Raw genomic sequence first — 20205 nt, 5'->3', positions numbered from 1 at the left:
GTTTGAAATTTTAAAACATTTCTTTTGAAAAAACTAGTTTTACCATTGAGCCTTATGGTTCCTGCATTAGTATTCTCCCAGGTAAGAAAAAAGAAGGATACCATGAAAACCGCGAATATTGAAGAAGTGGTATTTCAGAAAAAGGTGACAGGAAAAACCAATGATCTTACCACTGTGAAAATTTCGGCCAAAGATGCTCAGAATGTTGCGAGTATTTCCGGAGGTATTGAGGGAATTATTAAAACGTTACCTTCGGTAAACTCCAATACGGAACTTTCTTCACAGTATATGGTTCGTGGCGGAAACTATGATGAAAATCTTATCTATATCAATGATATTGAAATTTACAGACCATTCCTGATCAGAAATTCTCAGCAGGAAGGATTGAGTATTATCAATCCCGATATGGTTTCTACAGTGAATTTCTCTGCAGGCGGTTTTGAACCCCGATACGGTGACAAAATGTCTTCGGCATTAAATATTTACTACCGTGAGCCGGAAAAATTCGAGGTTTCAGGAGAAGGAAGCTTAATCGGCGGAAGACTTACCACTGGTTTTGCCGCAGGAAAGGATAAGGAAGGTAACCGAAAGTTAACGGCTTTATTTTCAGGCCGATACCGGAATACCAATCTTGTTCTTAATACGTTAAAAGAAGATACGGACTTTAATCCGAAGTATATGGATTTTCAGACGTATCTCAATTATCACTTCAGCCCGAAATTAACATTGTCCTTTATCGGATTCTATTCTAACAATGATTATGAAATGATCCCCAAAGAAAGGGAAGTGGATTTTGGAAGCCTGCAGCAGCCTTTGAAGCTGAATGTTGCTTATGGAGGCCGGGAAGATGATAAGTATAAAAATATGATGGGAACCGCATCATTGAATTTTAAGCCTTCGGATAAATGGCGCTTTACCCTTGATGCATTTGCTTATCAAAACCGTGAAAGAGAATATTACAGTATTGCTTCGGCGTATGTTTTGCAGACTTTTGACCCGGTGACCGGAGATCCGGTTACATCATATGATGCAGGGGGCCAGATTGAGCATGCACGAAATGATCTTTTTGTAAAAACATACGGCGCACAATTCCGGACACGCTTCTCACCAAACGTGAATACGGATGTTGAAGTAGGGTTCAAATATGAAAAAGAAAATCTTAAAGATTTTACCAATGAATGGAGGCTTGTAGACTCTGCAGGATACAGCCTTCCCCATGAAGCATTTATTGATCCCAGAAATGCAGGCGACTTAAATCTCATGTACCATATTGCGGGGAGAAACCACATTCAGCCTACAAGAATGTCTGCGTACGCACAATATTCCCAGAAATTTTTCTGGGGAAGCAATAAAGTATTTGTAAATGCCGGAGCAAGAGTTGCCCACTGGAGTTTTAATAATGAAACCATATTTTCACCGAGAGCGCAATTTGCCATCAAGCCGGATTGGGATACGGATATGTTGTTCAGGCTTTCGGGAGGAGTTTATTATCAGGCACCTTTCTACAAGGAAATTAAAGATCTTGAAGGCAACTTCAATTCTTCTATACAGTCACAACGATCCATACAGGCTATTTTGGCTAATGATTATGAGTTTTATATGTACGACAGGCCATTTAAGCTGACAACAGAGCTGTACTATAAAAAAATGAATAACCTGATTCCTTATTATATGGACAACGTAAGAATACGGTATACTGGTAAAAATAATGCTTCAGGATATTCCTACGGAATTGATACAAGGCTTTTCGGAGAATTTGTTCCGGGTGTAGATTCATGGCTGTCTGCAAGCTATGCAAGGGTATATGAAAATATAGACGGAAAGGGTGATATCCCGAGGCCGACGGACCAGCGATTCAGGTTTGCGATGTTCTATCAGGATTATATGCCAAGATTTCCTGCAATGCGTGTTAATTTAACGCTGGTTTACGCAATGGGGCTTCCAACAGGAGCACCGATTCTTACCGATCCTTATCAGTATCAAAAAACATTACCATCCTACAAAAGGGTAGACCTTGGACTTTCCTATGCATTTATTGATCCTAAAGAAAAGAAAAATACCTACGGATTCTGGGAAAATTTTGAAGAATTGACGCTGGGAGTTCAGGTATTTAATGCTTTTAATATCAGAAATACGGTGGCCAATCAATGGATAACAGATGCCAATACCAATTTTATGTATCCGGTTCCGGTACGCCTTACCGGAAGGTTTTTCAATGTAAAGCTTGAATTTAGAATCAAATAATAAAATTTTTATAGATACAAGAACTTCTGATATTCAGAGGTTCTTTTTTTTCTGAATTCTGTAACAAGCTTACAAAATTTTATAACAACAGTACCACAAATATTTTTATATTTGTTCATCAATTAATTATCATTTAGGGAATGAAAAAATATATCATTACAGCTGTATTCGCTGTATTTTCCATACTTTCGGCTTCGGCGCAGTCTAAAAAGAATGCTCAGGTTTCTGTTCTTTATCAAAATTATATTACGATTAAATCTGCCCTTGCTTCCGATGATGCTGAAAAAGCTTCAAAAGCTGCATCCCAGTTTATTAAAACATCTTCAGGTGTCAACAGTAAAATTGTTTCTGAAAAAGAATTAAATGCGCTTAAAGAAAATGCTAAAATAATCGCAGCTTCTAAAAATATTTCAGTACAGAGAAAGTCTTTTTATCAATTATCTGACCACATGATCGCTTTAACAAGAGAGTTTAAAGTATCTCAAAATCCGGTTTACGTTCAGTATTGCCCGATGGCTGAAGGAAGCTGGCTGAGCGATGAATCAAAGATCATTAATCCATATTACGGAAAATCGATGTTGTCTTGCGGGAATGTGAAGTCGGTGATTAAATAATGCAATAGTTAAGATAAACAGTGAATTTTCCTGTATTTCAATGTCTTATAATGATTAGTGTTGAAACACCTTCAACTATATAATTGAATTCAAATCAAAATCTACTGTATTAAAATCAATAAATATTTTATACTGGGCACCCATTAATCCTTGTCCGAAACTGCCTTTTATTCTTAATTTTCCATTTACCCTAAATTTAGAATCAAAACGGATTTTTTGGGGAATATGTTGAAAAACTTTGTCACTATTGCTAACGTGTAAAATCGGCTGAGCCATACCAAGGGGCTTTGTAAAAAGCAAAATAAATATTTCCTGATCTAAAATAACAACATCTGCCTTATTAAATTGGTATCTGTAACCCAGTTTGCCAACAGATTCCATTTCCATATTAAGTTTCTTAAATAGAATGTGCTGTTTTCCTCTTAAGGATTGTAAAAAATTTTGATGCTTTTTTTTATAATGTAGATGGATTGCCAGATTTCCAAAAATGAAAAAGCAAACCATAGCGCTTAGAATGAAATACATTTCCATAGTTGCAAAAATAAAAAACGGAGCCTGAAAATCAAGCTCCGCCATTATTTTAAAGTTTTCAGTTTATTGATAATGTCATTTTGCTTTCTGATAAAGTTTTCAAGACTGTCCGTCTCTAAAGGATGTGCATTTTGATATTCTTCTATTTCTCCTAAAGTCTTTCTGATTTTAAAGACATCATACCAAGTATAGATTTCGAAATAATTCTGATTGATTTTTCTTTTCAATTCATTAAGTCTTTTTGTTTTAAGAAAATAATTTTCTTCACTATTTGTTAGAAGCCTCAGGATTTCTTTTTTAGTACCAGAATCCCGAATCGATTTAGCTCTGTATTCTGCGATTTCATAATAATTTTAAGAATTAACGATTACATCATTGTAAATTTTCATGATCTGATGTTTATCATTTTGAATGTCTGCTATTTTAGAATCCAAGCTCTGCATATCCTTATTATTTTTAATATAGTCAGTATAAATACCGTCCAGGATATCCTGAGTATTTCTTAATCTCTTGATGGGAAAGTCGGATTCTGTATTTTCTGCTGCTTTTTCTACCATTTGAGTTCCATCAGTTTTTCCGTCTGAGCAAGAAACAATTAAAAATATAAAAGCTGTGTTTATCAGTTTTTTTATCATGGTACTATTTAATGGAATTAAACCTTTAAAATTATGAATAAAAAACGGAGCCTGAAAATCAAGCTCCGCCAAATATATTTTAACTTAAAAATTATTTACCCAGATAAGATTTTAAGATCTTGCTTCTGGTGTTGTGTTTCAATCTCTTGATCGCTTTTTCTTTGATCTGACGAACCCTTTCTCTCGTAAGGTCGAAAGTTTCGCCAATTTCTTCTAAGGTCATTGGGTGTTTTCCATTCAGTCCGAAATACAATCTTACCAAATCAGCCTCTCTCGGAGTAAGCGTGTTCAATGCTCTTTCGATCTCAATCTGTAGCGATTCAAGCATCAGATCCTTATCCGGGCTCGGCGATTCCCCTGAACGTAGTACATCATAAAGATTGGAATCTTCCCCCTCTACCAAAGGCGCATCCATAGACAAATGTCTTCCGGAATTTTTCATTGATTCCTTAATATCTTCCTCGCTCATATCAAGAACTTCTGCCAATTCCTCCGGTGAGGGCGGTCTTTCATTTTCCTGTTCAAGGTGAGCGTAAGCTTTGTTGATCTTATTAATAGATCCGATTTTGTTCAATGGTAATCTTACAATTCTCGACTGTTCTGCCAAAGCCTGTAAGATTGACTGACGGATCCACCAAACTGCGTAAGAGATAAATTTGAAACCTCTAGTCTCATCGTACCTTTTTGCCGCTTTCATAAGTCCCAGGTTACCTTCATTAATTAAATCCGGTAAAGAAAGACCCTGATTTTGGTATTGTTTAGACACCGATACTACGAAACGAAGGTTAGCCTTGATTAATTTTTCCAACGCGGCTCTGTCACCGGCACGGATCCTTTGTGCTAATTCTACTTCTTCATCCGCAGTAATCAATTCAACCTTACCAATTTCCTGCAAATACTTGTCTAATGAAGCAGTTTCCCTATTGGTTACCTGCTTAGTGATTTTTAATTGTCTCATCTATTTTTTCCTCAAAAAAGAGTTTCTATAGTATTATACGTTTGAGATACAAGAAAGGTTACAAATATTTCAATTAATTTTTATTCAATTAAATTACATTTGAAAAAATAATTGTAAATTATGCCTCTTGCTTCATTGGAGAAGGATTTACAAACACATACTTTAGATTAAAAAAACAACTACCTTTAAATAGAATTTGCATTATTCACAATGTTTGTCATCCTGTAAGGATCTAGCCAAACCTAAAATTCTGTAGGCAATACTATGAATTCTGTGAAAATCTGCGAAATCTGTGGGAAATGAATACCTAAAAGAGAAGTCAAGTTCCATTTATAATTAAATATCAAATTCACAATTCACCATTCAATTGCGCAGCAATATTCACTTTATTAAACCACCCCGTCAAAAATTCTTGCAGAATTTTCGCCACCCCTCCAGAGGAAGGGAATTTTTAATCCCGCTTAAAAAATTAACTTATTTATTTGGCAATTCTTTAATCCTTGTCAACAAAAAAAGCGGAACCCAAGTTCCGCTTATCATATTATAACGAATAGTAATTAACTATTCACATTTTACCTCTCACTTTTCACTTGATTTTAAAAAAGATCATTCAGCCATTTCGCCAATCGTAACCCTCCGTACAAAAGCTGTCTTTCCATCGTATCATTGAATTTATACTGATAATCATAAGACAGTTTGGAATCATTTGGTGTCTGCGCATAGATTTTATTAGCGATTTTATGTGAATCATACAGCCAGTCTTCAAGCGTTCCTTTCTGAATTTCTTTTACTTCGGCATCAGATTTAATGTCTAATAATGTTGCATATTCGGTATAGCTGTATTTTTGAGAATCTACCAGTTTTCCGTCCCATACAGAATGCAAATTGGTCTTGTCTCCGAAATAAGTGACATTGATTTTATTTCCACCCAAATCTTCAGCTCTTCCCACATGTAAAGGCTGCGCAAGATCACCCATAATGTGGATAAGGAAAATCAAAGCAATTTTTCTGTCTTTCTCAGAAGTTTTTTCATCTTTGATCTGACTGGAAAGAACATTCACCTGAGTATATAAACTCGGGCCGGCCTGACCTTTTAATTTCTCCTCAAAAATCTTGAAATCAGTTTGAGGATCGATATTTACATAATGCCATGATGAAGCCTGCTTCCAGGCACCCGTTGTATCAGATTTAATAAAATCCGGCCAGTTGGCCCAATAAGCCAGCCGCTCTCTCCCCATCATTTTTTTAATTTCCCGCCTAGCTTTTCCGGAAAGGTGATTTTCTGCAATTTCCGCAATAATTCTGTGCCCTGTTAATCCCCATGCATACGAATACACCGAAGATGCCATGAATGCCAAAACCAAAATTTTTGAATACATACTTTTCATTGTAAATAACATTTTCAGGGGGCAAAGATACGGTTAATTTTAAGGTTAAGAGTAAGGTTGAGAGAAGGAGTGGAAGATTTAATCAAATCTTAATTTCAGTTTTATTTTAAGGTTAAAGTTGTGAACTAATTTATTCATTTAATTTAATCTCAACCTCAGTCTTAGCCTTATTTTTACCGTTTCTTTTTTTACTCATAATTATTTACTATTTTAGAATAAAATTAATCATATATTATTTTTTCAATAATTTGAGATATAGTATTTTTATAAGCCAAAATCACAGCAAACCCTATGTATGAAAACAATATTGTAGAGATGCATTACAATAAACTGCAGACAGACTTCAAAGCAGAAGCTGTTGCAGTAAACCTCTTGAAATATCACAGAGCAGTAAGCAATATATTTATTCAGAGAATCGGCATCAATGACCGCGCCTATCTTAAAGATATTAAAAGCATTACCAGCGATTATCTTGGTTTCGATGAAGAAGTTTTTATCATAGAAACTTATAGGGAAGGTATCTACGATTATCTGCCGGAAGGTCTTTTTCATCCGCCTTCTTTAGGCGCAACAAGAAAAAATGTAGAAAGTGTCGTGAAGGAAATCCGCAAACAGAAAAGGGTAGAAGAAGATGCCAGAAAATTTTTCAGGCCCTTTGAACTGGAGATTTTCTTTACGGAAGTAAGCGCTCTGCTTAAAGAATTCGACTTTGAAATTGCCAGCGATACCGATGCCCTGCTTAAAACAGTAAGTGAGCTCTGGCCGCTGGTGAAAATGATGGATAAGCAAAACGCTTATATATTCATTCATATTTTGCCTTTTTTTCACCAGATCCGTGGGGATAAAGCATGGTTTGAAAGGTGCATGACGGCTTTTCTGCAAATCCCCGTAAAAGTTACATTTGCGCCTAATATTATAGACGGTGTTGAAGAAGATGACGATTCTATGCTGCTGGGGAATTCACGTCTCGGCGTAACCTATATTCCGAGTGGCAAACATATGGACGGAGAGAGAAACTGGGTGGTCAATATCGGCCCTATTCCTTATACTGAAATGAAGAAATTTATAGACGGCAGCCCGTTCCGGAAAGTACTTAATGCGATGTACGATTATTTCCTGCCGGTAAGCGTGGATATTGAAGAAAATTTTATCACCGAAAAAGAAGACTTTTCATTCGCCCTGGAAGACGATGAAAGAAATTCAAACCGGCTCGGATACTCTACATTCCTCTGAAAATTTTTAACTATATTTACTAAACCAATTAAAAATATTAATACGAAAAAGACGCATGGAAATTTCTTCAGTAAAAGGAATCTTTTTAAGGTATATTCTTATGCCTTTATTTGCAGTTATTATGATGGTAATTCTCGGAATTATCAGAAGAAATAAGCCTGCGATAAAAATAAAAACAATTATCATCTATGTTCTGCTTTGCAGTTTATGTCTTGCCATTCCGGGATTTTTCGGTTTCGCAGGAAATCTTTTTAATCCGTACTGGTATCTTATCGCGCAGATTATTTATCTGATCCTGGGAATAATACATGTGAATCTTTCTGATAAATATTTCAAAAAACATTTTAGTTCTTTAGCGAAGAGCATTTTATTTGAATCCATCTTATCCGTCACCTGTGTCGGTTTTGGAGGATATCTGTTTTATTTGATATTCAACTGGATGAGTAAAGGTACAGGATATCCAATAATGGCCGCGACAAGTATTTTAATATTCCTTGTTCCGCTGGTTTTTCATTACTGCTATGTTCAGTTAATTAGTATTCCGGTTGATATATATAAGACCTGGCGCTATTCTCCGGATCAGAAGCTGCCTGATTTTGAAGGGGCGGATTTTGACAGGCTAATGGTTTTGAATGTTGAGCTCAGCAAAAATCTTGAAGATGCCAACAGATTTAGAATTAAAGCTAAAACATTGCCGACGGGAATTACTTTCGGAGACTGGTTTTACAGAGTAGTGGACGATTACAATCACAAAAACCCGAATTCTGTGATTCATTTATCTGATCAGGAAAGTGAACCGTACTATTGGATCTTTTATACGAAAAAGTCATTCTTTAGCTTTAGGAAATATATTGATTTTGACCAGGATATCACAGACAACAGGATTTCTGAAAATGATGTGGTGATCTGTAAAAGGGTTATCCAGCATGAGGAAGAAGGAATAAGAAGAACACAATCTCACACCATCTAAAAATATTGAATATGATACAGCCTATTAAGCATTTTGCCATCAATTGGGTTGACGGGATGAAGGTTTCCCAGAGACATCTTAACGATCAGGATAATTTTTTAATCGATACCATCAGAGATTCCAGTTCATTGGGAATCACCGCATATAATTACGGGCTTTTGCCTATTTCAAACGAATTTACAGACCGTAGTATTTTTGATGTTCACAATACGGCCACCAATGACGTACAATTGGTGATCAAGCGTTGCAGCGCGGTAACCCTTGCCGGCTACCGAATTGAACTGACTGACAGGAGGGTAAGTGTAAAATCTCTCGCAAAACTAATGAATGAAGAGCAGGCAGACGGAGAATATTATATTTTAATTTCCGTAAATCCTTTTGATAAAGTACCTTTCGGAGATATTGATCCTGAAGAAATCCCACCGCGCCACCCGAATACGCAGCCGAACCATCATATTGAACTGCTCCCCGTGACATCGCTGAACAGCAGCTATTCCGGAGGAAACTACCTGATCATCGGTAAGGTAGACCTTAAAGGAAATATTGCCCAGGTAGATTCTAATTTTATCCCGCCATGTACGTCGGTTCAAAGCCATCCTGCGTTGCTTGATTATTACAATAATTTCGCAAAGTCTATCGGGAATCTTCAGCAATATGCGTTTAAAATCATTCAGAAATCTTCTCATAAAAACCAAAATACGGCTCTGGCCCAGAACTTTAAGTTTTTATGTAATACGATGATCAATACATTCGGAGATATGTATTTCCAGTTCCGGAATATTACACCGTATCAGCCGCCGGTTTTTCTGATCGAGTCTTTTGCCAAGCTGGCGCTTCGCTTATATAATGCCACGCAGGTTCTGGTTCCGGCTGAACTGGAAGAAATGCTGAACTACAGTCTGGAATGGAGTGAAATTGCACCTCATACGTTATTGAATCAGCTATCCATTGTAGCAGAAACCAATTATGACCATCATAACTGTGGCGAACCACTGATATACATCCAACAGATGCTGAGAAGCCTTGAAACGATCTTCTCTAAATTAAGCGAACTTGATTATATCGGACAAAGAAAAGAAAATATCATTGTTAACGAACAGGAAGTTTCCAACAATAACAATCCGAAAAGAGGCTGGAGCGTTTTAGATTAAAACTAAAATAATTCTTTAAAATAATGATCCCGAAATTTGCTATTCGGGATTTTTTGTAAAACTTTCTATTTAAAATGCAAAAGATGCAAAAGATTTAGATACTTTAATTAAAGTTAAAAACATAGAGAATAAAGAACACAAGAGTTCTTAAAAATCTTTGATTTTCTTTCGAGATAATAATATCTTTAAATAGTATTTTGTGGATTTAAATGTAAAAATCAGTGTGAACTAGTAAATAAAATTACGATAAAGTAAGAGCCTGTTTAAACTTTATCTAATAATTTTTTATGGACATTCTTTAATCTACTTCATCTAAATAAACAGAGTTTATTTTTAACATTAAGGAATTCAGTTTATTAAGTAAAAAAAAATAAGAAATCAATTAATTGATTTAAATTAAGCTAATTAAGAAATTAAACCTTAATTCCTTAATGTTAAAAATATATTTATAATTTAAACGCGCTATAAGATTAAAATCATTTTTGAAAATGAATATAGATATAATAAAACAGGACACCCGAGGACTTTCGGACGGAAAGATTTTTCTGAATAATGCAGGATCTTCTCTAATGCCATCAGTTGTAGTAGATTCAATGATCGATTACCTTGAGCTGGAAGAACAACTTGGCGGGTACGAAGTCGCAAACAGAAATGCAGAAGTTCTCGAAGAATTCTATGATGAAACCGCCAGACTGATTAATGCAAAACCTTCCAATATTGCTTTCGCAACAAGTGCCACCGAAGCCTATGCTAAAGCTTTATCCAGCATTATGTTCAAAGAAGGAGATGTAATTATTACCACTGCGGATGATTATATTTCCAACCAGATTACTTTTATTTCGCTTCAGAAAAAATTAAAGTTAAACGTTATACGAACTAAAAACCTTCCTGATAACGAGCTGGATCTTGAAGATTTGGAACATTTAATCAAAAAATACAATCCGAAACTAATTGCTGTTACCCATATTCCTACCAATTCAGGAGTAATACAAAATGTGGAAGGAGTAGGAAAACTTTGTAAGCAATATGATATTTTATATCTCGTTGACGCGTGCCAGTCTGTTGGTCAACTAGCAGTAGATGTTGAAAAAATAGGCTGTGATTTCTTATCGGCAACCGGAAGAAAATTCATGAGAGGACCGAGAGGAACCGGTTTTTTATATGTATCAGACAAAATTTTAGAACAGAACTATGCGCCGCTTCTTTTAGATATGAGAGGAGCAGACTGGACGGAATTTGACGATTATGAATTGTTTAAAACCGCAAAAAGATTCGAAAGCTGGGAAATTTCTTACGCTTCATTAATGGGCTTTACAAATGCTTTACAATATGCGAATCATATTGGATTACATGCTATTGAACATTACAATAAAGGCTTATCTGAAAGATTAAGGGAAAACCTAAGAAACAGCGGCTTTAATGTCTGGGATTGGGGTAAAAACCTGAGCAGCATTGTTACTTTTTCCGGTCCGGATAGTGATTTGGAAAAGATTCAGCAGGTGCTGAAAGAAAATAACGTATTCTTCTCCGTTACGTATAAAAATTCAGCTTTAATAGATTTTACCAAGAAAAATATTAGTGGGATTGTGCGTTTGTCGCCACACTATTTTAATACGGTTGAAGAAATTGATATTGTCTCTAATGTTCTAAAAAGAGCTTTTTTTTAAATAGAATGGGCTTCGACAGGCTCAGCCTGACAATCCTTAAATAAGATCGTAAGTTGTCGCAATGTCACTCTGAGCTTTTCGAAGGGTTACCATAAAAAAGAGAGCCTTTCAGACTCTCTTTGTATTATTGCTCCAGCTTTTCTTTGATGTATTTTGCGGTGTGCGATTTTTTATTTTTGGCGAGATCTTCAGGAGTTCCCGTAAATACTACTTCACCACCGTGCTTTCCGGCTTCCGGACCAATATCAATGATATAATCTGCACATTTGATGATATCCGGCTGATGTTCGATGACAATCACCGAATGGCCGAGATCAATCAACGCCTGCAAAGATTTCAGCAATTTCTGAATATCATGGAAATGAAGACCTGTGGAAGGCTCATCAAAAATGAAAAGTGTTTTATCTGTAGTCACTCCTTTTACAAGGAAAGACGCCAGTTTTACACGCTGTGCTTCACCTCCTGAAAGGGTTGAAGAGCTTTGTCCAAGCTGTAGATATCCCAATCCTACTTCCTGTAACGGTTTCAGTTTGGTCACGATTTTATCTTCATGATTATCCTTAAAAAACTCCAGCGCGTCATCTACGGTCATATGGAGAATATCAGAAATATTCTTTTCATCATATTTAACTTCCAGAATTTCGCTTTTGAAGCGGGTTCCTTTACAAACCTCACATTCCAGTTCGATATCTGCCATAAACTGCATGGATACATTGATTACCCCTTCTCCTTTACATTCATCACATCTTCCGCCGTCAACGTTGAAAGAGAAATGCTTCGGTTTGTAACCCATCATTTTTGCCACTTTCTGTTTGGCAAATAAATCCCTGATGTCGTCATACGCTTTTAAGTACGTTACCGGATTGGAACGTGAAGATTTCCCGATCGGGTTCTGATCGATGAGTTCAATATGTTTAATCAGCTTCTTAGGAAAATCAACGGAGTCATAATCTCCCTTTTTACCGCCCATTCCCAGCTGAATCTGGATGTCATTGGTAAGGATTTCCTTCATCAAAGTAGACTTTCCACTTCCTGAAACTCCGGAAATTACGACAAGATTTTCCAAAGGAACATCTACATCAACATTTTTAAGATTATTCTGGCGGGCACCTTTAATATGAATCCATTCTTTGGCTTTTCTGCGCTCTTTAGGAATTTCTATTTCCAGTCTTCCCGTAAGATATTTGGATGTTAACGTATCTGCATCTTTAAGTTCTTTATAATCTCCTGCAAATACAAGTTCACCTCCTAAATATCCCGCTTCCGGACCGATATCAATGATATAATCTGCCGCTCTCATCACATCTTCATCATGCTCAACCACAATTACGGTATTTCCGAGATCGCGAAGGTTTTTCAAAACTCCGATTAAATTTTCAGTATCTCTGGAATGAAGACCGATGGATGGCTCATCAAGAATATAAATTGATCCTACCAATGAACTTCCGAGACTTGTCGCCAGATTAATTCTCTGGCTTTCTCCTCCGGAAAGCGTATTGGAGGTACGGTTCAGCGTTAAATATCCTAATCCTACTTTTAATAAAAATTCAAGACGGGTGGTTATTTCATACAATAATCTTTTGGCAACTTCCTGATCGTGTTCGGAAAGCTTTACATCTTTTATTAAAGAAAACAGCTCATCCAGAGGAAGTTCGATCATCGACTGGATGTTATGTCCGCCGACTTTTACCCAGCTGGTTTCTTCACGTAGCCTTAAACCTTCGCAGGTTGGGCAAAGTGTTTTTCCGCGGTAACGGGAAAGCATTACCCGGTATTGTATTTTGTATAAATTTTCTTCAAGCATCCTGAAGAAATTGTCGATGGATGGGAAGGTACTTTTTCCGTCACCTTTCCAGAGGTATTTTTTCTGTTCTTTGGTGAGCTGATGATACGGTTTGTGAATCGGGAAATCTTTGGCTTTTTTAATAAAGTCTTTTTTCCATTCGCTCATGCTTTCTCCTCTCCAGGAAGCTACCGCATCTTCAAAGATGGAAAGCGCTTTATTGGGAACTACAAGATCTTCATCAATTCCGATCACTTTTCCATAACCTTCGCAGGTAGGACAGGCTCCGTAAGGATTGTTAAAGCTGAAAAAATGGACGTTCGGTTCTAGAAATTCTATTCCGTCCAGCTCAAATTTGTTGGAAAATTCTTTTACTTTTCCGGTATCGGTATTCTTCAGGTAGCAGTAGCCACGGCCTTCATAAAAAGCCATTTGGATAGAATCAGCGAGACGTTGCAGGAAACTTTCATCTTCTTCATATGAAAACCGATCGATCACAAGATTGATTTCCATATTTTTTTCCGGAGTAAAGCCAAAGCTTTCGAGGTCTTCTATTCCGGCTACATTACCGCTGATCTCAAGCCTTGTAAATCCTGCTAATTTCAGGACATTCAGATTTTCCGCAAAATTATCTGCATCATAATCCAGCGGAGCCGTTAATAAAAAGGATGAATCTTTTTTGGAAGTTTTAATGAAGTCCACCACATCAGAAACCGAATCCTTTTTAACTTCTTCACCAGAGACAGGGGAAAATGTTTTTCCGATTCTTGCAAAAAGCAGCTTCAGGTAATCATAAATTTCCGTTGAAGTTCCCACCGTTGATCGGGGATTGGAGGAAATTACCTTCTGTTGGATGGCGATAGAAGGAGCAAGCCCTTTGATATCATCAACTTTCGGCTTTTCCAGCTTGCCCAAAAACTGTCGTGCGTAAGAGCTGAGACTCTCTACATATCTTCTTTGTCCTTCCGCATAAATGGTATCAAAAGCCAGTGAAGATTTTCCGCTTCCGGAAACTCCTGTAATGACAATTAATTTATTTTTAGGGATAAGAACATCAATGTGTTTCAGATTGTTAAGGTGTGCATTCTTAACGAATATCTGTTTTTTAATATCTATATCTGTTGTTTTGGCCATAGTAAAATTAAGACTAACAAAATTACGAAATTCTGACGGATTTTTGGTGTTTAATTAGTTGCTAATTCCTTTCCGGTTTTTGAACTGTTTCCCATATGTATTTAACATAATTTTATTGACTAAACTTTGCATCCTGTTGTAAAATTATCTAACATTGCAGAATAAATTGTAATTAGATATGAAAAAATTCTTGAGGGATCTGATTGCATATTTGATGAGAAAAAGATAACAAAGATAATTCCCCAAAATGCAGTTCTTAGAGACTGCATTTTTTTATGACAACTATCATTTGTAAGTATTCTTGAACTCCATTACTTTTGGCATCACAAATAATTAGCTATAAATCTGACATATGATACGTAAAGCAGGAAGTATTCTTTTTCTCGGAACCTTATTTTTTGCGCAGGCACAGGAAAAACTCACCGATATTGAAGCCATTGAAATTCAGGGAAAACTTTTTTCTACCCCTTATAAAAGTGCCAACCAGAATATCTCGGTGATCACCAGAGAGGAAATTATTAATTCTCCTGCAAAAAGCATCGATGAAATTCTGCAGCAGGTAACAGGAATGGATATCAGAAGGAGAGGAGCAAACGGAGTGCAGAGTGACATCGGTTTTCGGGGAAGTTCTTTTGAACAGGTTCTTCTGCTTTTGAACGGAATCAGGATGAATGATTCCCAGACCGGTCATAATTCCATGAACCTTCCTGTAGATCTCAGTGATGTAGAAAGAATAGAAGTGATAAAAGGTCCTGCAGCAAGACGTTTCGGGCAAAATGCATATGCTGGTGTCATCAATATCATTACCAAAATAAATCCCGGAAAAAGGGTAAAAGTAAATGTTGAAGGAGGAGATTATGAAACATATCAGCTTGGATTCAACGCACAGGTGGGAAATGATAAATTTTCAAATTCTTTACAGGCAAATTCTTCCGGATCTCAGGGGTATATGTACAATACCGATTATGAAATCAGGAATGTTTTTTATCAAAGCAAACTCAATATAAAAGACGGAAATATTAGATTGCAGGCAGGCTTTTCAGAAAAAAAATTCGGAGCTAACGGATTTTATGCTTCAAAAGCCGCAACAGAGCAATATGAAGAAGTACAGGCTTCCGTGATCAGTATTGCACATCAGCAGGCCTTCGGAAAATTAAAATTAAATTCAAATGTATATTGGCGAAGAGGGCAGGATATGTATTTGTTCAACCGTCAGAAACCTGAAATTTACAGAAACATGCATATCGGTAATAATGTGGGTGGAGAAGTGAATTCAAGCTATGAATGGGGATTGGGCACCACAGGAATCGGTGTTGAACTGAGAAAAGAGTTTCTGGCAAGCAATAATCTTGGCGAGAGAAACCGTTTTGTTTCCCAGGTATTTTTTGAGCATCATTTTTCACTTTTAGACAAAAAACTGAATATCAGTCCGGGAATTTCCTGGGCCAATTATTCTTCCGAGGGCAACTTTTTCTACCCTGGACTGGACATCGGATACAGCTTTAACCAGAATAACAAAGTCTACGGAAATATTGCGAAAGTCCACCGAATCCCGACTTTTACGGATCTTTATTATACAAGCAAAACCGAACAGGGAAATCCTGATCTCTTGCCTGAAAATGCGGTATATGCAGAAATCGGCTATCAGTTTCAGACGAAGAATATTTTGGCTAAAGTAAGCGGATTTCTGAGAGATACAAACGACGCAATTGACTGGACCAAAGTAAAACCGGAAGATCCTGTTTGGTATGCCCAAAACATAGGAGAAACAACGGTAAAAGGAATTGAAGCGGAATTCAATCACCGCCTGAAAGACTGGCTGAAATATACTGTAGGATACACTTATCTGGATAATAAGTTGAACAAGCCTGCCGATTTTTCGGCAAGATATTTATTGGATAACTTAAAGCACCAGTTTATTGCAAAATTAGAAACACGCTTCCTGAAGAACTTCACCAACGAAATTGTTTATCGTTACAATGAAAGACTTAACAATGGCAGCTACAATCTTGTGGATGATAAATTAAGTTTTGTTAAAAGAGATTTTTCCGTTTATGTTCTGGTCAATAACTTAACAAACACTTCATACACAGAGACTTTTGGTGTAGAAATGCCACAAAGATGGTTTCATATAGGATTATCTTATAATTTTAATATTAAGTAATTGTTAATTATTGATGAATTAAAGTTAATATTAACAAATTGTTAATTAATTTACATTTGCAAAAATTTTTTTCAAATGAAATTGTCAGTAGGTTTAGGTTTGGGGCTCTTTTTAAGTGTAACATTTTTTAAAGCACAGGAACATCAGGAACATATTTCCAGCTTCAATGCACTGACGATTACCTACAAATTTCATCCGAAGTTTTTTCTTTACGCCGAAGGACAGTCTAGAGGAATACAGGAATACACCTATCCCGATTATTATGAAATAAAGGGCGGACTGGGTTACAATCTTACCAAAAATCACAAACCTTTTATCGGATTGGGAAGATATGCCACTTACAAGGACCGGAAAATTAATAGAGAAGAATTCAGGGTCTGGCTTCAGGATGTTATTGATTTCAAGAAAGGCATTGTAAAATTTGAGAACAGGTTGCGTGCGGAAAAAAGCTGGTTCTATGAACCTCAGACCGGCAAAAGTTCTGAAAGAATGCGCTACAGATATCGTCTGAACATAAGTGTTCCGCTGAATGCAAAAGAAGTAAAAAAAGGGACTGTTTTCGCCAATGTGTATGACGAAATTTTTCTTGTAAGTCCTATGAAACCTACTTTTGCAAGAAACAGAGTATATGGTGGTTTCGGTTACCAGATTGACGACTACTTCGGAGTTCTCGGCGGCTATTTGTGGCAGAGGGAATTTGAAGCTTCCGGAAATAAAAATTTCCACTTTGTTTACCTGGCTTTGAACATTAATATCGACGCCACAAAACATCCGAAGAAGACGTACGACTTCCCCGGAGCAGATTAATTATCTGCTTTCTTAATGTTTGCCTGAAAATCAATAAGCTGATTTTTGTAATCGGTATAGGTTTTATTGAGTATTGTGCGGTATTCATTAATAAAGGTAAATATGGCATCCACTTCTTTCTGAATATAGCGGTCATTGTTGAAGTATATATATTCCGACTGTATAAAGTTATTCAAAATCTCTTTGCTTTCAATCGTCAGAAGGTCTTTATAAGCCGATTCCTCAACCAATTGTTTTACGATATCTTTAAATGGCTTTTCGTTTCTCAGCAATACAGATCTGTGCTTACGGATTTCTTCTACAGGTAAGGTAATCATCATGAACTGCAGGCTTGGAATAAACTGATTGACGGCATTTTCAAATGTATCATATTCGCGGTCCAGAGAAGCAAATTTCAGATACTTGTCTGTAAGGATTTCTTTAGCAGCATCATCTGCAATAGTATAATAATGGCTGAAGATTTTTCCGTCATTTTCCGCCAGTCTGCTTTTCAGGTTTTCTACTTCCTTCGTAAGGACCGGAATTAGGTTTCTTGCATTTTTTGATTGATATAATATTCCATTATACTTGAATGTCTTTACCAGTTTTGGATTTTCAGCAATCTGATTCAGCGTAAAAAGATCCGATTCCGCGCCGTTTTTTTCATATATCAATGAAACCTTTTCATCACTGAAGAGCTCATCATATGTTGAAATTCCTGAAGTTTGGATCAGATCGTCAATATTTTCAAGGACAGGATTGTGATTTTCGTAATATGCGTTAAAATACACATTTACTTTTTGCAGCGGATATTTTTCAGTGTAAAGCTGAATAAAACGTTCATTGTCAGCGATTACTTCCCCTACATTTTTGATATTATTCAGCGTAAGGTATTTTTTCGTTAATATTTTACCAATATCATCATAACCGCGGATCACAGTCTCTGCCAGTTCATTATTTTCAGGGTTATTTTTCGTTTTGTTCCTGCGAATCATCTCGATTCTTCTGTGCGTTTCGGGATGAGAGGCCCACTGGTCTTCAATTTCTATCTTCGATCTGTTGTAACGTGTCAGATCATCCTCTTCGATTACAGGCAAATTGTTTTTGTAAGGATGGTTGTTTCTTTCACTGAAAAGCTTCATTAAAGCAGTCTGGTTCGCAAAGAGATTTTCCGGAAGATATTTTCCGTTGCTTTCGGTATATAAATGAAAAGAACTGTTGAATGCAGCATTACTAAGCTCAAGTCTCAATAAAGAAGAAATCTGCTCTTTAGGATTAGTAACATACGTTGCAACGGCATCGGCGTGGAATTCCATTTCTCTCCTGAGAGAGGCATTGTTTTTAAAGATAAAATCTGAAAAGAATTTGAGAATATACTGAAATAGACTTATAAAACTCACGGAAATCCATCCTGCAAGCTGAAATGCCCAATATCCGGAACCGTTTTTAATGGTCTGCTCATATTCTCGGTTGTTGTAAACCGTATCGAAAATAATCTTTTCAGCCTGATTGACATATCCTCCGACCTTCATGCTTTTTTGCGAAAAGTGACCAAATTCATGGGCCAGAACGGCTTTAAGTTCACCTACCGTAGTAGAATTTATCAATCCTATCCCAATAGTAAGATTCTTTTTAACGGGTAAAAACATACTCCAGAAAATAGAATTATAGCTTACACTTGCATTAACATCCGGAGAAAGAAATACTTTTCCCGGCATTTTTACGGCTGTTTCTTTGACAATTTCGTCAATAATTGCAAAAAGTTGGGGCTGTGTTTTCCTGTCGATTTCGATAAGATGGCGGGTACTGTCATTATTTTTTATGAAAATAAATTTGATCAGGAAATAAAATACGATAAGTCCGATACTGAATAATCCTAATGCAAGAACCACGGTAAGGTAATTGGCATGTAATGCAATAATTTTTACGGCACCATATCCTAATAGAAATATTAATCCTAGAGATATCAGAATTAACAGGAAATACACAAAAAAGAATATAGAGATGGATGCAATTGCAGAAATAAGCTTAGATCGGTAAGCTGTAGAAATAGGAGGGAGGTTATTAGTCATTTCGTCTTAGTATTTTTCAATAAGATAATGATAGGCTTTAAGATATTTATTAAATCTTTTGATGTCTTTAGGAGTGAGCTCTCTGTTTACTCTGCGAAGATCCATATTATCTCTTAAATCATTCAGTTTTACAGCTATAGCAAGCGGGGAACGCTCCGTTCTTCTTACAAAATCGTCATAATCTTCTTCAGGATCAAACTTTGTAAGGCAGCTGATTGCAAAAATAATATATTCCGGAAAGCCTTCGCTTCGCAGGTAATCCAGGCTGAATTCCTGAGGATGATCTTCAACAACATCATGCAGAACACCTACGATTTTTTCATCCATTGTTTTTCCGTATTCCATTACACGCATGACATGGGCGATATACGGTGCATGGTATTTATCAGTCTGTCCTTTATGTGCCTTGTCGGCTATTTTTATTGCTCTGTTGAGCAGTTCTTCTTTTGTCATCGTTAAATAAGTAGAATGCAAAAATAAAAAATGCCCCAATATCTGAAACATTTTTTAGTAATAATTTTGAGTAATACTGGTAACTGCCTGAATACTTTAATTCTTTTCAATCATAATTAAGTTTTAAAAGACATATGATTATTTACCTTCAAAGTGTTTTGAGGAATCAAGGCATTTAGTATTTTATAGTCCGTAGTATCTTTTCTTTTGTCTCTGAGACTGGAATAAGCATATTCACCTGCTTTTGCGCAGGGCATTTTATACATTCTATTTTGAGTTTCGTTTAATTTCATTTCTTTATCAAACGACTCAGGTTTTTTATCTTTTTCTAATCTTTGAGGGACAGGCAGTTTTTCTTTTTGCTGCGCTGAAATGGTAACAGAAATAAATATGATTGGAATTAATAGCTTCATCAGTATTTT

At 36.3% G+C, this 20205-nt stretch carries 17 protein-coding genes; 8 read left to right on the top strand and 9 right to left on the bottom strand.

The window, feature by feature from the left end; translation table 11 throughout:
• The first annotated feature begins 24 nt into the window (after positions 1-24).
• Both BUA76_RS01200 and BUA76_RS01195 read left to right on the top strand, forming a co-directional pair.
• The gene (locus BUA76_RS01200; protein WP_072882841.1) at positions 25-2244 is read left to right on the top strand and encodes a TonB-dependent receptor plug domain-containing protein; all 2220 of its coding nucleotides are present in this window, start codon (positions 25-27) and stop codon (positions 2242-2244) included.
• A 140-nt stretch (positions 2245-2384) separates the two neighbouring features.
• On the top strand, positions 2385-2858 hold the full coding sequence (locus BUA76_RS01195) for a DUF3347 domain-containing protein (RefSeq protein ID WP_072882838.1): 474 nt from the start codon (positions 2385-2387) through the stop codon (positions 2856-2858).
• Positions 2859-2933: 75 nt separating this feature from the next.
• On the opposite strand, the gene BUA76_RS01190 is transcribed toward BUA76_RS01195, so the two are convergent.
• The 5 genes from BUA76_RS01190 to BUA76_RS01170 all read right to left on the bottom strand — a co-directional run bounded on the left by BUA76_RS01190 (position 2934) and on the right by BUA76_RS01170 (position 6370).
• Positions 2934-3434, bottom strand: a complete 501-nt coding sequence (locus tag BUA76_RS01190; RefSeq protein WP_072882835.1) for a hypothetical protein — start codon at positions 3432-3434, stop codon at positions 2934-2936.
• Entirely contained in the window at positions 3434-3616 is a 183-nt protein-coding gene (locus BUA76_RS01185; RefSeq protein ID WP_072882833.1) for a hypothetical protein, read from the bottom strand. Before BUA76_RS01185 ends, BUA76_RS01190 begins: the two co-directional genes overlap by 1 nt.
• A gap of 126 nt (positions 3617-3742) precedes the next feature.
• Complete coding sequence (locus BUA76_RS19045; protein WP_178337289.1) at positions 3743-4024, bottom strand: hypothetical protein; 282 nt, start codon at positions 4022-4024, stop codon at positions 3743-3745.
• Between the two features lie 91 nt (positions 4025-4115).
• Positions 4116-4982, bottom strand: coding sequence for a sigma-70 family RNA polymerase sigma factor (locus BUA76_RS01175; RefSeq protein WP_002979276.1), 867 nt, complete (start codon positions 4980-4982; stop codon positions 4116-4118).
• A gap of 596 nt (positions 4983-5578) precedes the next feature.
• Entirely contained in the window at positions 5579-6370 is a 792-nt protein-coding gene (locus tag BUA76_RS01170) for a S1/P1 nuclease (protein WP_072882827.1), read from the bottom strand.
• A 291-nt stretch (positions 6371-6661) separates the two neighbouring features.
• On the opposite strand from BUA76_RS01170, the gene BUA76_RS01165 reads away from it, so the two are divergent.
• The 4 genes from BUA76_RS01165 (at position 6662) to BUA76_RS01150 (ending at position 11391) form a co-directional block, all read left to right on the top strand.
• On the top strand, positions 6662-7603 hold the full coding sequence (locus tag BUA76_RS01165) for a type VI secretion system baseplate subunit TssG (RefSeq protein ID WP_072882825.1): 942 nt from the start codon (positions 6662-6664) through the stop codon (positions 7601-7603).
• 55 nt (positions 7604-7658) lie between these two features.
• The gene (locus tag BUA76_RS01160) at positions 7659-8573 is read left to right on the top strand and encodes a TssN family type VI secretion system protein (protein WP_072882823.1); all 915 of its coding nucleotides are present in this window, start codon (positions 7659-7661) and stop codon (positions 8571-8573) included.
• 11 nt (positions 8574-8584) lie between these two features.
• Positions 8585-9724, top strand: a complete 1140-nt coding sequence (locus tag BUA76_RS01155; protein ID WP_072882821.1) for a hypothetical protein — start codon at positions 8585-8587, stop codon at positions 9722-9724.
• Between the two features lie 488 nt (positions 9725-10212).
• Positions 10213-11391, top strand: a complete 1179-nt coding sequence (locus tag BUA76_RS01150; protein WP_072882818.1) for an aminotransferase class V-fold PLP-dependent enzyme — start codon at positions 10213-10215, stop codon at positions 11389-11391.
• Positions 11392-11515: 124 nt separating this feature from the next.
• On the opposite strand, the gene uvrA is transcribed toward BUA76_RS01150, so the two are convergent.
• Entirely contained in the window at positions 11516-14308 is a 2793-nt protein-coding gene (gene uvrA, locus BUA76_RS01145; RefSeq protein ID WP_072882816.1) for an excinuclease ABC subunit UvrA, read from the bottom strand.
• A 352-nt stretch (positions 14309-14660) separates the two neighbouring features.
• On the opposite strand from uvrA, the gene BUA76_RS01140 reads away from it, so the two are divergent.
• Together BUA76_RS01140 and BUA76_RS01135 are read left to right on the top strand one after the other, a co-directional pair.
• Positions 14661-16472: a TonB-dependent receptor plug domain-containing protein gene (locus BUA76_RS01140; protein WP_072882814.1), complete on the top strand. Its 1812-nt coding sequence runs from the start codon at positions 14661-14663 to the stop codon at positions 16470-16472.
• Between the two features lie 75 nt (positions 16473-16547).
• Positions 16548-17279: a DUF2490 domain-containing protein gene (locus BUA76_RS01135; RefSeq protein ID WP_072882811.1), complete on the top strand. Its 732-nt coding sequence runs from the start codon at positions 16548-16550 to the stop codon at positions 17277-17279.
• Here BUA76_RS01135 and BUA76_RS01130 read toward each other — a convergent pair.
• From BUA76_RS01130 to BUA76_RS01120, 3 genes are all read right to left on the bottom strand, one after another.
• Entirely contained in the window at positions 17276-19330 is a 2055-nt protein-coding gene (locus tag BUA76_RS01130; protein WP_072882809.1) for a M48 family metalloprotease, read from the bottom strand. The genes BUA76_RS01135 and BUA76_RS01130 overlap by 4 nt on opposite strands.
• 6 nt (positions 19331-19336) lie before the next feature.
• Positions 19337-19783, bottom strand: coding sequence for a phosphohydrolase (locus BUA76_RS01125; RefSeq protein ID WP_072882806.1), 447 nt, complete (start codon positions 19781-19783; stop codon positions 19337-19339).
• A gap of 116 nt (positions 19784-19899) precedes the next feature.
• Positions 19900-20196: a hypothetical protein gene (locus BUA76_RS01120; protein ID WP_072882803.1), complete on the bottom strand. Its 297-nt coding sequence runs from the start codon at positions 20194-20196 to the stop codon at positions 19900-19902.
• Positions 20197-20205: the final 9 nt, after the last annotated feature.

Origin of the sequence: Chryseobacterium takakiae (assembly GCF_900129385.1) — a bacterium.
In the GTDB taxonomy this organism is placed as follows: Bacteria; Bacteroidota; Bacteroidia; order Flavobacteriales; family Weeksellaceae; genus Chryseobacterium; species Chryseobacterium takakiae.
The sequence above is the reverse complement of the archived record's forward strand: the minus strand, read 5'-3'. Positions and strand labels throughout refer to the sequence as shown.

Coding starts and splice junctions, on each gene's coding strand:
- BUA76_RS01195 (WP_072882838.1), top strand. CDS start 2,385: ATGAAAAAATATATCATTACAGCTGTATTCGCTGTATTTTCCATACTT.
- BUA76_RS01190 (WP_072882835.1), bottom strand. CDS start 3,434: ATGGCGGAGCTTGATTTTCAGGCTCCGTTTTTTATTTTTGCAACTATG.
- BUA76_RS19045 (WP_178337289.1), bottom strand. CDS start 4,024: ATGATAAAAAAACTGATAAACACAGCTTTTATATTTTTAATTGTTTCT.
- BUA76_RS01175 (WP_002979276.1), bottom strand. CDS start 4,982: ATGAGACAATTAAAAATCACTAAGCAGGTAACCAATAGGGAAACTGCT.
- BUA76_RS01170 (WP_072882827.1), bottom strand. CDS start 6,370: ATGAAAAGTATGTATTCAAAAATTTTGGTTTTGGCATTCATGGCATCT.
- BUA76_RS01165 (WP_072882825.1), top strand. CDS start 6,662: ATGTATGAAAACAATATTGTAGAGATGCATTACAATAAACTGCAGACA.
- BUA76_RS01160 (WP_072882823.1), top strand. CDS start 7,659: ATGGAAATTTCTTCAGTAAAAGGAATCTTTTTAAGGTATATTCTTATG.
- BUA76_RS01155 (WP_072882821.1), top strand. CDS start 8,585: ATGATACAGCCTATTAAGCATTTTGCCATCAATTGGGTTGACGGGATG.
- BUA76_RS01150 (WP_072882818.1), top strand. CDS start 10,213: ATGAATATAGATATAATAAAACAGGACACCCGAGGACTTTCGGACGGA.
- uvrA (WP_072882816.1), bottom strand. CDS start 14,308: ATGGCCAAAACAACAGATATAGATATTAAAAAACAGATATTCGTTAAG.
- BUA76_RS01140 (WP_072882814.1), top strand. CDS start 14,661: ATGATACGTAAAGCAGGAAGTATTCTTTTTCTCGGAACCTTATTTTTT.
- BUA76_RS01135 (WP_072882811.1), top strand. CDS start 16,548: ATGAAATTGTCAGTAGGTTTAGGTTTGGGGCTCTTTTTAAGTGTAACA.
- BUA76_RS01130 (WP_072882809.1), bottom strand. CDS start 19,330: ATGACTAATAACCTCCCTCCTATTTCTACAGCTTACCGATCTAAGCTT.
- BUA76_RS01125 (WP_072882806.1), bottom strand. CDS start 19,783: ATGACAAAAGAAGAACTGCTCAACAGAGCAATAAAAATAGCCGACAAG.
- BUA76_RS01120 (WP_072882803.1), bottom strand. CDS start 20,196: ATGAAGCTATTAATTCCAATCATATTTATTTCTGTTACCATTTCAGCG.